This is a genomic window from Mycobacterium sp. MMS18-G62, assembly GCF_053877835.1.
The window spans coordinates 3,081,502-3,094,352 of the sequence record NZ_CM132662.1; the positions used below are offsets into that span (position 1 = coordinate 3,081,502).

Annotated in this window: 14 protein-coding genes; 11 read left to right on the plus strand and 3 right to left on the minus strand. The window is 65.8% G+C overall.

The annotated features are described in order from the left end of the window. The first annotated feature begins 298 nt into the window (after nt 1-298). Nucleotides 299-667: a hypothetical protein gene (locus tag ACWW36_RS15365; protein WP_456136873.1), complete on the plus strand. Its 369-nt coding sequence runs from the start codon at nt 299-301 to the stop codon at nt 665-667. A 139-nt stretch (nt 668-806) separates the two neighbouring features. Then, complete coding sequence (locus tag ACWW36_RS15370; RefSeq protein WP_456136874.1) at nt 807-1,277, plus strand: hypothetical protein; 471 nt, start codon at nt 807-809, stop codon at nt 1,275-1,277. A 57-nt stretch (nt 1,278-1,334) separates the two neighbouring features. Here the strand turns inward: ACWW36_RS15370 and ACWW36_RS15375 are convergent, their stop codons facing one another. Continuing rightward, nucleotides 1,335-1,625 carry a WhiB family transcriptional regulator gene (locus ACWW36_RS15375; RefSeq protein ID WP_456136875.1) on the minus strand — a complete coding sequence of 97 codons (291 nt, stop codon included), beginning with the start codon at nt 1,623-1,625 and terminating at the stop codon, nt 1,335-1,337. 429 nt (nt 1,626-2,054) lie between these two features. Here ACWW36_RS15375 and ACWW36_RS15380 point away from each other — a divergent pair, with 429 nt between their 5' ends. From ACWW36_RS15380 to ACWW36_RS15390, 3 genes are all read left to right on the plus strand, one after another. After that, nucleotides 2,055-2,837, plus strand: coding sequence for a hypothetical protein (locus ACWW36_RS15380; protein ID WP_456136876.1), 783 nt, complete (start codon nt 2,055-2,057; stop codon nt 2,835-2,837). A 90-nt stretch (nt 2,838-2,927) separates the two neighbouring features. Beyond that, nucleotides 2,928-3,506 (plus strand): sigma-70 family RNA polymerase sigma factor, encoded by a 579-nt coding sequence (locus ACWW36_RS15385; protein ID WP_456136877.1) that lies wholly within the window; start codon nt 2,928-2,930, stop codon nt 3,504-3,506. Next, nucleotides 3,499-4,644 carry an anti-sigma-D factor RsdA gene (locus ACWW36_RS15390; protein WP_456136878.1) on the plus strand — a complete coding sequence of 382 codons (1,146 nt, stop codon included), beginning with the start codon at nt 3,499-3,501 and terminating at the stop codon, nt 4,642-4,644. Before ACWW36_RS15385 ends, ACWW36_RS15390 begins: the two co-directional genes overlap by 8 nt. 11 nt (nt 4,645-4,655) lie before the next feature. Here the strand turns inward: ACWW36_RS15390 and ACWW36_RS15395 are convergent, their stop codons facing one another. Continuing rightward, entirely contained in the window at nt 4,656-5,060 is a 405-nt protein-coding gene (locus tag ACWW36_RS15395) for a DUF5319 domain-containing protein (protein ID WP_085192450.1), read from the minus strand. A gap of 147 nt (nt 5,061-5,207) precedes the next feature. Here ACWW36_RS15395 and guaB point away from each other — a divergent pair, with 147 nt between their 5' ends. The 4 genes from guaB to phoU all read left to right on the plus strand — a co-directional run bounded on the left by guaB (nt 5,208) and on the right by phoU (nt 10,485). After that, nucleotides 5,208-6,749, plus strand: a complete 1,542-nt coding sequence (gene guaB, locus ACWW36_RS15400; RefSeq protein WP_456136879.1) for an IMP dehydrogenase — start codon at nt 5,208-5,210, stop codon at nt 6,747-6,749. 18 nt (nt 6,750-6,767) lie between these two features. Continuing rightward, entirely contained in the window at nt 6,768-7,895 is a 1,128-nt protein-coding gene (locus tag ACWW36_RS15405; RefSeq protein WP_456142499.1) for a GuaB3 family IMP dehydrogenase-related protein, read from the plus strand. Nucleotides 7,896-8,033: 138 nt separating this feature from the next. After that, nucleotides 8,034-9,767, plus strand: a complete 1,734-nt coding sequence (locus ACWW36_RS15410) for an FAD-dependent oxidoreductase (RefSeq protein WP_456136880.1) — start codon at nt 8,034-8,036, stop codon at nt 9,765-9,767. Nucleotides 9,768-9,825: 58 nt separating this feature from the next. Continuing rightward, a complete protein-coding gene (gene phoU, locus ACWW36_RS15415; RefSeq protein ID WP_456136881.1) occupies nt 9,826-10,485 on the plus strand; it encodes a phosphate signaling complex protein PhoU in 660 nt (219 codons plus the stop codon). 5 nt (nt 10,486-10,490) lie between these two features. Here phoU and ACWW36_RS15420 read toward each other — a convergent pair whose 3' ends face one another. Continuing rightward, nucleotides 10,491-10,805: a carboxymuconolactone decarboxylase family protein gene (locus tag ACWW36_RS15420; protein ID WP_456136882.1), complete on the minus strand. Its 315-nt coding sequence runs from the start codon at nt 10,803-10,805 to the stop codon at nt 10,491-10,493. 72 nt (nt 10,806-10,877) lie between these two features. On the opposite strand from ACWW36_RS15420, the gene ACWW36_RS15425 reads away from it, so the two are divergent. Both ACWW36_RS15425 and ACWW36_RS15430 read left to right on the plus strand, forming a co-directional pair. Continuing rightward, the gene (locus tag ACWW36_RS15425; protein ID WP_456136883.1) at nt 10,878-11,984 is read left to right on the plus strand and encodes an NAD(P)H-dependent amine dehydrogenase family protein; all 1,107 of its coding nucleotides are present in this window, start codon (nt 10,878-10,880) and stop codon (nt 11,982-11,984) included. 1 nt (nt 11,985) lies between these two features. Next, complete coding sequence (locus ACWW36_RS15430) at nt 11,986-12,843, plus strand: SDR family NAD(P)-dependent oxidoreductase (protein WP_456136884.1); 858 nt, start codon at nt 11,986-11,988, stop codon at nt 12,841-12,843. Nucleotides 12,844-12,851 lie beyond the last annotated feature (8 nt).

Here is a 12,851-nt window from a genome sequence, read left to right on the forward strand (position 1 = left end):
AATGAGCCGCTTTGTCTTGGTGTCGTGGGTGGTGTTCATGATCGTGTTTTCTCCTATCTGGTCGCACCCGAATGGGTGCGCCCACAGGTATGGACAGCAACCGGCCGCAGTGGGGACACTTTTTCGTGAAATTCGTGCACCACGGTCTGGGCCGGGTCACGAGCTCTGCGTGGCTTCGTCAAGCCGCACTACACGAACACGAAGCAGTCGACTACTCGGTTCACAGAGGATCTCGCGTGCACGCCCGGCCGACGGCATACGCTGCCAATGAAATCGGGCAGCTAGAGGACGAGGAAGTATGCCCCTAACGCGTCTGCGTCACGCAGCGGCCGGGCTTGTAGCAGCTGTGGCCGGGATCGTGTTCGCATCACCGGCCGGTGCAGCTCCGATGGATCCGATCCCGGGGAATGGTTTCTTTCTGGTCGGCCCCGACATTGCGCTGGGCCTTTATCACTCGGACGGGTCGGCGTCGACCTTCGGGGTGTGGATAAACGATGTGCCGACACAGGACTCGATGTGCGTGTGGTTTACGTACAGCACGCCTGATGCGAACAAGGACCATGTGGTCGCGACGAATATGTCTATCGGTCCGATGTACGCGAATATCAATCCGACGGTGAAGGCCTTCGAGTCGCAGAACTGTCAACCCTGGAGCCGGGTCACGTGACCCGGCTCGACGGCTAGGCGGGCATCCCCTTCAGTTCACCCTCGGGCGCCAAGTATCACTTGAGAACCCGCCAAGGCACCTTCTCCACTCTTTGGGTTACAGGCCACCACGGCCCGACCGACCCCGGAGAGGACCAATCATGAAGATCAAGATGATCGCGGCGTTTTCGATTGCGACCGCCGCAGCGTTGCCCCTTGCGGCCATCGCGAACGCCTGCGGCGGAGGCGGCGACTTCCCAACCGCCTACGAGTTTCTAACGCCGTCGGGCAACATCGCCTGCACGATGTACGGCGATGGGTCAGGCGCGAATTGCGAAGTCCGGGAACACACTTGGGTGGTACCGGCATCGACACACGGCCCGTACGGCAGGGCGTGCGACTTCAGCTTCGGAGGTCTGGAGGTCTACGTGAGTCAGGCCAAGCCAGCGAACCTCGGTTGCTACGAGGGGGTCAGCAAGTTCGACGGGCCCGACATGGAGACGCTCGACTATGGCCAGAGCTACTCGCGCGGCGCCATGACGTGCGACAGCGAGTTGTCCGGTGTGACCTGCACCGACACCGCCACCGGGCACTTCTTCCGCGTCTCACGCGAGAATTACGAGTTGGCGTGAACCGGAAAAGGCCCCATCCCGTGATCGTCGGGGTGGGGCCTTTTCGACGCTGGCGACTCAGGCGGTGCGGCGGATGCCTCGCTTGAGCAAGAGCTCGCGCTCGGACTCACTCAGGCCGCCCCAGATGCCGTAGGGCTCGCCGACGGCCAGCGCATGAGTGCGGCACTGGGTGATGACGGGGCAGCGACGGCACATCTCCTTGGCGCGCAACTCACGCTGGGCGCGAGCGCGGCCGCGCTCGCCGTCGGGATGGAAAAACATCGACGAGTCGACGCCCCGGCAAAGACCGGACATCTGCCAGTCCCAGATGTCGGCGTTGGGGCCGGGTAGTTGCTGCGGCTGTGGCATTGGAAAACCCCTCTCTACACACTCTTTTCGCGCACGCGCGAGTGCGTGAGTCGTGGAACCGATCCGAGCACATGTCGCCGATGACTACTCGTGCACACAAGGTAGGGGGGCTCTAGAAATTCCGTCAATAGCCCGCACATGTGCTCAACCACATAACCGCAGGCCCAGAATTTACATCACGTTCATCGTTGCGCCTCCCGCGCAAAGAGATGGGTGGTAACGAAACGCGCGCCGACCGATCACGACTTGTGTTTTCGCTGATCGCATCGAGCTGTGTCGCGCGCATCTTTTGCAGCGCTCAGTAGGCCGTTGACATCGAAGTAACACGGCCACCACAAAGTGTTAACGAGAACGGATTTTGGCCGGGGTCGCAATTGCGGGTCCGCCGGTATCGGTATTTGCGCGACGAATTGATAGCGTCGCGAGCCGATGAGCACAGTGCTGTCCAATGCCGCGTTCGGAGACGATCCGCAACGCTGGCCGCTTCCCCCGGCCACGACGCCGCACGCACTGTGGTTGCGCGCCGTCGTCGCCGGCGGCCAAGGCCGCTACGGCAGCGCCCTCACCGACTTGGGCAGCCTGCTCCGGCTGCAGCGCGGCGGTTCGGTGGTGTCGCTGGCACACAGCACTCGTGCGTCGTTTCTTCGTCAACTCGGGTGGCACGGCCACGCCCGCACTTGGGACGGGCGGGCGTTGGCGTGCGCCGGATCAGACGTCGAGGCGTCGGCGGACGCGTTCGTCGGTCTGGCCGCAGACGCGCTCGGAGTGGGCCGGTTCGCGGCGTCGGCGCGGGCGCTCGACCGCGCGCGGGAGCTCGTGACGGAATCCGCGCCTGCGCGCCTACCGGTGCGGTTGGCGTGGGTGTCTTCCGAGTTGGCGATGGCGCGCGGCGACGGGGAGACGGCCGTCGAGCAGGCCCGGCGAGCCGTCGACCTGGCCGCCAGCCTTGGCTCGGTGCGTCACGCCGTGAAATCCGACGTTGTGCTGGCCGCCGCATTGTGCAGCGCAGGCGACGTCGACCGGTCCAGACAGGTCGCCGACGACGCGCTGTCGGCATCGGAACGCCACGGAATGATTCCGTTGCGCTGGGCGTTGGCCTGCCTGCTGACCGACATCGGCAGCGCCACGCACTCGGCCGGTGACGTCGTCGCGATCCGGGACGAGTCCGCCGACACAGTACGGTCACGGGGCGGCGTGTGGGCGCTGCGGTGAGCCGGTTCACCCCATCCTGAAAGTTATTGTTTAGCTGAGCCACCCCTACCGGAATATGTCCGGTTCGTAACGCTGGAGAGATCGCCCACGATGACAATTTCGGGAGAACGTCTCGATGCTGTCGTTGCTGAGGCTGTGGCGGGCAACCGGGACGCGCTCCGGGAGGTGCTGGAGACCATCCGTCCCATCGTTGTTCGGTACTGCCGGGCAAGGGTTGGGGCGACCGAGCGAAGCGGTCTTTCAGCAGATGATGTCGCACAGGAGGTGTGCTTGGCCGCCATCACGGCGCTGCCGCGCTACAAGGATCAGGGACGACCGTTCCTGGCCTTCGTGTACGGCATCGCTGCACACAAGGTTGCTGACGCGCACCGCGCTGCCGGCAGGAACCGCGCTGACCCGACGGACGTCGTCCCGGAGCGGTTTTCGGTCGAGGCCGGTCCCGAGCAAATGGCCCTCGACTCCGAATCGTCGGCGCGGATGAACAAGCTGCTGGCGGTCCTGCCGGAAAAGCAGCGAGAAATTCTGATCCTGCGCGTCGTCGTCGGCATGAGCGCCGAAGAGACCGCCGAAGCGGTCGGCAGCACGCCTGGCGCCGTCCGGGTCGCACAGCATCGCGCACTTGCGCGGCTGAAGGCCGAAATCATTGCGACGGGGCACGACTATGCCTGACTTCGGACGCTGGACTTCCAACGGGGGCGATCCGTCGCTCAACGAGATCAACCGCACGGATCGGTTCCTCGACTCGTTGGCCTACAAGGAACCGGTGTATTCAACGGATCCCGGCGAGGCCGAGCTCGCGCAGCTGTTCGCCGGGTGGCGCGACGAGTTGCGCGATCCGCCGTTGATGGCGCCGGTGACACCTCGGGACGCGGCGATCACGTTGCGGCGCGCCGTCGAGTCGCGCAAGCGCACCCGCACGTCGATGGCCGTGGTGGGTTCCCTTGCCGCAGCGGTGTTGTGCCTCGGCGGCTTCGGCGCAGTCGTGGGCAGTGCGGGGCCCGGCGATGCGCTGTACGGCTTGCGCACCGCGCTGTTCGGCGAGCAACAGACCACCCGTACCGACGCCGTTGCTCTTGCCTCGCAGCAGCTGGCCGAGGTGCAGCAGCTGATCGACACGGGCCAGTGGGACGCGGCGCAAGACAAGCTGCAGACCCTCACCACAACCGTCGCGACGGTCAATGACGTTGAGCAGAAACAAGATTTGGTGGACAAGTGGCAGCAGCTGACCGTCAAGGTCGACGCCAAGGATGCGAATGCGACGCTGCCGCCGGGGGTGCCGCCTCCGGTGATGCCCGAGCCGGCGGTCGTCGAGCCGGGATCGTCGACGTCGACGAGTGCGACGAGTTCGTCTCCCTCGTCGGAAACCTCGACGAGCACGTCGCCGTCGTCTGACACCAGCACGTCGACCACGACGAGCCCCAGCACGTCGGTCGTCGAGCCGCCGCCCGTCACCACGACGCTGCCGGTGACGACGACCACGCCGCCGCCGGTGACAACGACCACGCCGCCGCCGGTGACCACGACGACGCCGCCGGTGACCACGACAACGACGGTCGCGACCACCACGCATGTGGTCACCACGACCACGACCGCACCGCCGGGTCCGGTGGCAGGTGGCAGTCCCGAGGTGGTCGCCCCGCCGACGGCAGTTGTGGAGGCACCCAAGTCGCAGTCGCAAGCGGTCGAGGCCCCGAAGACGCCAGCACCCCAGAGCCCCGTCATCGAAGCGCCTGCGACGGAGACCGTGCCGGTCACCACGACGACGTTGGTTATCGCACCGCCCAAAGCGGGCGCGCGGGGCGAATGACGGCTAAGCCGTCAGCGATATCCGTCGGACTCGGACGTCGCCTCGTTGAGTGAGGCGTCCGCGTAGCCCCGGCAGTAATCCCAGGTCACGTACGCGTCGGGTTCCGGATCATAGGCCGGCTCGTGTGGCCGCACCGTGCCATCGACCAGCAGCTGCAACAGGTTGGCGCGCAGCATGTCCCAGTCGTGGTAGTGGTCCTGTTGGCATTCGTCGCAGCAAACCACGAGGCCGCGAATCCCCTTGTGCGCCAACAGCGCCTCGTATACCGCCAGATCGGCGAGATCCGCCTCGACCGCCGTCCGCTCCTGCGGGTCCAGCGGCTGGCCCGGCTCGAGGGCGTCAAGCGCCGCCGATGGGTCGCACGGATCGTCGGCGAACGGATCGGGCGGCAAACCTGGTGGCAGGTGATCTCGCACGACTCCACATTACGCAGCCGCACGGGGATCGCGCCAGCCGTCGAGCCGGTCCCCACCTGGGTATCCGCAACGCAGTGCTGCAGCCAAAGCAGCGAGGTCAATGCCGATAAGATAGGTATCTAGCTCTGCCGATGGAAGGCCCCGCCCATGTCGATCGCTGAAAGCAGCATCCCCATCGCCGTTCCGGTGCCCACCGGCGGCGATGATCCGACCAAGGTCGCGATGCTCGGGCTCACCTTCGACGACGTGTTGCTGCTGCCCGCCGCCTCCGATGTGGTGCCCGCCACAGCCGACACCTCGAGCCAGCTCACTTCCAAGATCCGGCTGAAGGTGCCGTTGGTCAGCTCGGCGATGGACACCGTGACCGAGTCGCGGATGGCCATCGCGATGGCGCGCGCCGGCGGGATGGGCGTGCTGCACCGCAACCTTCCCGTCGCTGAACAGGCCGGCCAGGTCGAGACCGTCAAGCGCTCCGAAGCGGGCATGGTGACCGACCCGGTGACGTGCTCGCCGGACAACACCCTGGCCGAGGTCGACGCCATGTGCGCGCGGTTCCGGATTTCCGGGCTGCCCGTCGTCGACGACACCGGCTCGCTCGTCGGCATCATCACCAACCGCGACATGCGTTTTGAGGTCGATCAGGGCAAGCCGGTCTCCGAGGTGATGACCAAGGCACCGCTTATCACTGCGCAAGAGGGTGTTTCGGCCGAAGCGGCGTTAGGCCTGTTGCGCCGCCACAAGATTGAAAAGCTGCCGATCGTCGACGGCCACGGCAAGCTGACCGGGCTCATCACCGTCAAGGACTTCGTCAAGACCGAACAGTTCCCGCTAGCCACCAAAGACAGCGACGGTCGGCTGCTGGTCGGCGCCGCCGTCGGCGTGGGCGACGACGCGTGGACGCGGGCGATGACGCTGGTGGACGCGGGCGTCGACGTGGTGATCGTGGACACCGCGCACGCACACAACCGACTGGTGCTGGACATGGTGCACCGGCTCAAGACCGTGGTGGGCGACCGCGTCGAGGTGATCGGTGGCAATGTGGCCACCCGGGCCGCGGCGTCCGCGCTGGTGCAGGCCGGCGCCGACGCGGTCAAGGTCGGTGTCGGGCCCGGCTCGATCTGCACGACGCGCGTGGTCGCGGGCGTCGGCGCGCCGCAGATCACGGCGATCCTGGAGGCCGTCGCGGCCTGCGCGCCGCACGGCGTGCCCGTGATTGCCGACGGCGGATTGCAGTACTCCGGGGACATCGCCAAGGCCCTGGCCGCCGGGGCGTCGACGGCCATGCTGGGTTCACTGCTGGCAGGCACCGCCGAGGCGCCCGGTGAGCTGATCTTCGTCAACGGCAAGCAGTTCAAGAGCTACCGCGGCATGGGTTCGCTGGGTGCGATGCAGGGCCGGTCAGGCGCCAAGAGTTACTCCAAAGACCGCTATTTCCAAGACGATGCATTGAGCGAGGACAAGTTGGTGCCGGAGGGCATCGAGGGACGCGTGCCGTTCCGCGGTCCGCTCTCGACCGTCATCCACCAGCTCACCGGCGGGCTGCGCGCGGCCATGGGCTACACCGGCGCGGCCACCATCGAGCAGCTGCAGCAGGCGCAGTTCGTTCAGATCACCGCAGCGGGTCTGAAGGAGAGCCATCCGCACGACATACAGATGACCGTCGAGGCGCCGAACTACTACACCCGCTAGGGGTTCTGCATGCGAGACATGGTTGAAATCGGCATGGGCAGAACCGCCCGTCGCACTTACGAACTCGACGACATCAACATCGTGCCGTCGCGGCGCACCCGATCCAGCCAGGACGTGTCGACGGCCTGGCAGATCGACGCCTACCGGTTCGAGATCCCCGTCGTGTCGCATCCGACCGACGCCTTGGTATCGCCGGAGTTCGCGATCGAGCTGGGCCGCATCGGCGGGCTGGGGGTGCTCAACGGCGAAGGCCTGATCGGCCGCCACGCCGACGTCGAGGAGAAAATCGCGCAAGTCGTCGAGGCCGCGGAGAAGGAGCCCGAACCTGCCGCGGCGATCCGGCTGCTCCAGCAGCTGCACTCCGCGCCGCTGGACCCCGACCTACTCGGTGCCGCGGTGGCGCGTATCCGCGACGCGGGGGTGACCACGGCGGTGCGGGTCAGCCCGCAGAATGCACAGGCGCTGACGCCGTCGCTGGTCGCGGCCGGCATCGACTTGCTGGTCATTCAGGGCACCATCATCTCCGCCGAACGCGTCGCGCAGGACGGCGAGCCGCTGAACCTCAAGACGTTCATCTCCGAGCTCGACGTGCCGGTGGTGGCCGGCGGCGTGCTCGACCACCGCACCGCATTGCATTTGATGCGCACCGGCGCGGCCGGCGTGATCGTCGGCTACGGCTCCACATCCGGCGTCACCACCAGCGACGAGGTGCTTGGCATCAGCGTGCCGATGGCCACGGCGATCGCCGACGCGGCAGCGGCCCGGCGTGAATACCTCGACGAAACGGGCGGACGCTACGTGCACGTGCTGGCCGACGGCGACATGCACACCTCCGGCGACCTGGCCAAAGCCATTGCCTGCGGAGCCGACGCGGTGGTGCTCGGCACGCCGCTGGCGACCGCCGCCGAGGCCCTGGGCGACGGCTGGTTCTGGCCCGCCGCCGCGGCGCACCCGTCTCTGCCGCGCGGCGCATTGCTGCAGATCGCCCTCGGTGAGCGGCCGTCGTTGCGCCAAGTGCTCATGGGCCCGTCCGATGACCCGTTCGGCTCTCTCAACCTCGTCGGTGGCCTGCGCCGGTCGATGGCCAAGGCCGGCTATTGCGACCTGAAGGAATTCCAGAAAGTCGGCCTGACGGTCGGCAGCTGAGTTCCTCGGCGAGCAGACGCGAAGTGCACCTTTTCCTCGGCGTGTCGGGGACCTTTGGGTCTGTTCGCGGTGAGAACTGCTTTACAAATTAGGCCCCCCTGTCTAGAAGTTGCCTAGCGGTGAGTTCATACTGGTCGGATGAAACCTGACTATGACGTCTTGATCATCGGTTCGGGGTTCGGGGGGAGTGTCACCGCGCTGCGGCTCACGGAGAAGGGCTATCGCGTCGGGGTGCTCGAGGCGGGCCGGCGATTCAATGACGAAGACTTCGCCAAGACCTCGTGGAATCTGCGCAAGTTCTTGTGGGCGCCGAAGCTCGGGATGTACGGCATTCAGCGGATCCACCTGCTGCGCAACGTGATGATCCTCGCCGGCGCAGGCGTCGGCGGCGGGTCGCTCAACTACGCCAACACTTTGTATGTGCCGCCGGAGCCGTTCTTCGCCGACGGGCAGTGGTCGCACATCACCGACTGGCGCGCCGAGTTGATGCCCCATTACGACCAGGCGCAGCGGATGCTCGGTGTGGTCAAGAACCCGACGTTCACTGATGCCGACCGCATCGTCAAAGAGGTCGCCGACGAGATCGGCGTCGGTGACACGTTCGTGCCAACGCCCGTCGGGGTGTTCTTCGGTCCCGACGGCACCAAGGCCCCTGGCAAGACGGTGCCCGACCCGTATTTCGGGGGAGCGGGTCCCACGCGCACCGGCTGCATAGAATGCGGCTCCTGCATGACGGGCTGCCGTTACGGCGCCAAGAACACATTGGTCAAGAACTATCTCGGGTTGGCGGAAAAGGCTGGGGCAGAAGTCATTCCGATGACCACCGTCACTGGCTTCGAGCAGCGGCCCGACGGACTGTGGAAGGTGCGCACCACGAGGACCGGCTTGCTGCCCCGCAAGCGGCGCACCTACACCGCCTCACACGTCGTGCTGGCCGCCGGCACGTGGGGCACCCAGAAGCTGCTGTTCAAGATGCGCGACAAGGGCAAGCTGCCGAAGCTGTCCGACAAACTGGGCGTGCTGACCCGCACCAACTCGGAGTCGATCGTCGGCGCAGGACGCTTCGAAGTCTCGCCGGATCTGGACCTCACCCACGGCGTGGCGATCACGTCGTCGATCCACCCCACGCCGGATACACATATCGAACCGGTGCGCTACGGCAAGGGCTCAAATGCCATGGGCCTCTTGCAGACGCTGATGACCGACGGCGACGGGCCGGAGGGCAGCGATGTGCCTCGCTGGAAGCAGTTCTTCCGCAACGCCGCCGAAAGCCCGCGAAGCACACTGCGGATGCTCAACGTCAGGCAGTGGAGTGAGCGCACGGTGATCGCGTTGGTGATGCAGCATCTGGACAACTCGATCACGACCTTCACGGAGCGCACCAAACTCGGGTTCCGCCGGATGACCAGCAAGCAAGGTCATGGCCAGCCGAACCCGACGTGGATCCCGGTCGGCAACGAAGTCACTCGCCGCATCGCCGAGAAGATCGACGGCGTGGCAGGCGGAACCTGGGGTGAACTGTTCAACATCCCGCTCACCGCGCACTTCCTCGGCGGCGCGGCGATCGGTGACAGCCCGCAGACCGGTGTCATCGACCCATACCAGCGGGTGTACGGCTATCCGACGCTCGCCGTGATGGACGGTGCGGCGGTTTCAGCGAATCTCGGTGTCAACCCGTCGCTTTCGATCACCGCTCAGGCCGAGCGTGCGGCATCGTTGTGGCCCAACAAGGGGCAAGACGATCTGCGGCCGGCCCAGGGCGAGCCGTACAAGCGGCTGGCGCCTATCATGCCCGACAATCCCGTTGTGCCCGCTGATGCGCCTGCGGCGCTGCGGCGGCTGCCGATCGAGCCGGTCAGTTCGGCGGGTTAGAACGCCGCGGCCGCGGGTACCTACTAGTGCCATAACTGGCCGAGCAGGAGGTCGACCTATGCGGACCACTTTCCACCAGCAGTTGTCCGCGTTGTGCTCGCAGACAAGCGAAATGTGTGGCCTGGCAGCAGACGCGATGGAACATGCGACCCACGCCTTGCTGGAGGTCGACCTCTCCTTGGCCGAACAGGTCATCGCCGACCAGGAGCACATCGCCGTGATGAACCGGCGGGCCGAGGAGAACGCACTCAAACTGCTGGCATTGCAGCAGCCTGTTGCGACCGATTTGCGGATGATCGTTGGCTCCCTGCACATCGGCGCGGACATCGAGCGGATGGGCGCGCTCGCCGTGCACGTCGCCAGCATCACGCGGCTGCGACACCCCGACTGCGCGTTGCCGGGTGAGGTGCGCGCCAGCTTCACCGAAATGGGTGACATGGCAGTCCAATTGGCCAGGACCGCACAAGAAGTGTTGCTGACGCGCGATCCGCACAAGGCCGCCCGGCTGCGCGATCACGACGACGCAGTCGACGCCGAGCACCGGCACCTGTTCACCCTGCTGATCGATCACAAGTGGCAGGACGGTGTCTGCTCCGCAGTCGACGTCGCGCTGCTGGGACGCTTCTACGAACGGTTCGCCGACCACGCCGTGGAGATCGGACGTCGGGTGGTGTTCGAGGCGACCGGGGGCCTACCGCTGAACAAGCAGATGGCCTAGCTGCACTAGAGCAAAATCTCGGCGGCGATCATCGACGCCGAGATCGCTGCCGGGAAGCCGCCGTAGAACGCGCAGTGCGTGATGAGCGCAGAAATCTCATCGACCGTCAGGCCATTCTCGATGCCGCGGCGCAGATGTGCCGGGAACTCCTCCGGCCGGTAGAGCACGGTCAGCGCGGCCAGCGTCGCGATGCTGCGATCGCGTGGGCTCAGCCGTTCATCGGTCCATACGTCCGAGTACAGCGGGTTGTTGATCAGGTCTGTCAGCTCGGGTGTGAAGCGACGGGCGGCCTCGCGCGGCGAATCCGGGTAGTTGGTCATGGCTTATCCCTATCAGGACCGGGTTCGTCGGAATCGCTCCGAACAAAACATTGAGTACTTTATGGTTTGCGCGTGCAGACCTACAACGTCGCAGTCTGGGCGACCGGCGGAGTCGGGCGGTTCGCGATCCGCACGATCGTCGACCGGCCGAACCTGAAACTCGTGGGTGCATGGGTGCACTCGGCGCACAAGGACGGTGAGGACGTCGGCACGCTCGCCGGTATCGGGCCGGTCGGTGTGAACGCCAGCCGCCACGCGTCGGTGATTCTCGACGGTGACGCCGACTGCGTGATGTATGCGGCCCCTGCGGGTTCTCGCCCCAGGGAAGCGCTCGATGACCTCTGCCGAATATTGGCCGCTGGCAAGAACATCGTCACCACGTCCTTGCCGGGACTGGTGTACGAGAAGGGGTCACTTTCCGAGCGCTACCTCGACGCGATTCGCCAAGCCGCGCAAGCCGGTTCGAGTTCGATCTTTTCGTCGGGCATCGAACCCGGATTCGGTTGTGACCTGTTCCCGATCGCGTTGATGACGATGTCGCACAAGGTGTACTCCGTACGCGGCATCGAGATCACCGACTACTCGCGATACCCCGTCGAGTTCGACATGCGCGAACTGTTCGGCTTCGGCCAGCCTCTCGACTACCAAGGCGGTTTGAAGAGCCCGGGCGTTCTGAGGTGGGGTTGGGGCGCCGCGGTCACCATGGTCGCCGACGCGCTCGGCGTACAGCTCGACGAGATTCGCGAGGAATGTGACTTCCTGCCAACGCCGCGGCGGCTCGAAACCGCGTGCGGCGTCATCGAAGCCGGCACTGTTGGGGCGACCTACGCGCGGTGCATCGGTGTCGTCGACGGTGTCGACGTGATCACCATCGAGCATGTCGATCGGATGGCCGACGACCTCGCTCCCGACTGGCCGAAGAGCCGGACCGGGGGCATCGACGGCACGTGGCGCGTCATCATCGACGGCGAACCCAGCTTCGACGCCGAATTCGAAGTCGGCCATCGACCCGACGAGGATTCCAGTGAGCAGGGCCTGCTGGCCACCGGGATGCGCGCTGTGAACGCGATTCCATGGGTATGTGCAGCCGAGCCGGGGATCGTCGATGTGCTGCATCTGCCGCTGACCTCACCGCTGGGTGCGCTTCACCCACATCGCGACGGAATTCCGGCGTTCTGACATGGGCACACTCGATGGCAAGGTCGCGATTGTCACCGGCACCAGCCGCGGAGTCGGGGTGGGTATCGCGCATGAGCTGCTGCGTGCCGGCGCCACCGTCATCGGTTGCTCCCGCTCGAAGCTGGATGCGATACCGGGCATCGAACCGGAATGGGCGCAGCGAGCGTCGCAAATGGTTTGCGATCAAGGCGATTACCGCGCCATCGACGAGTTGGTGTCCGACGTGGCTGCGACGCATGGCCGCATCGACATCCTGGTGAACAACGCGGGCGGTACGGTGCCGACACCTCATGTCGAACACGTGCCTGCGCTGGTGCAGCAGATCCAGGGTGCACCTCGTAGCGATGACGACTTCGAACGGACCGTCCTGTTCCACTCGTTTGCGATCCAGATGAACCTGATCAGCCCGCTGTGGTTCGCCATTCGCGTCTGTCGCCAGATGCGCGACCAAGACGGCACCGGGGCGATCGTCAACATCTCCAGCGGCGCTGGGCATCCCGCCGGTTCGCCGACGCTGGTGTCCTACGGCGCCGCGAAGGCCGGGCTGAACCACATGACCCGATCGCTGGCGGAAGAGTGGGGGCCGCAAATCCGCGTCAACGCCTTGGCTCTCGGCCCGACCATGACCGACAACTTCCGCAGCTTCGTCCTGCCCCGCGACGATCCCGACGGCGCCGAGTATTTCCGCAACGTTCCGCTGCGCCGCGCGGGCGAACCCGCCGAAGTGGGCCGTGTCTGTGTGTTCTTATGCAGTGGCGCAGCCGATTTCATCAATGGAACCACGATCGAGATCGACGGCGGAATGCTGCCCGGGGTGCTGTACGACGCCGGGCTGAAAACCATCACCGATCTGCTCTGAAGGACACC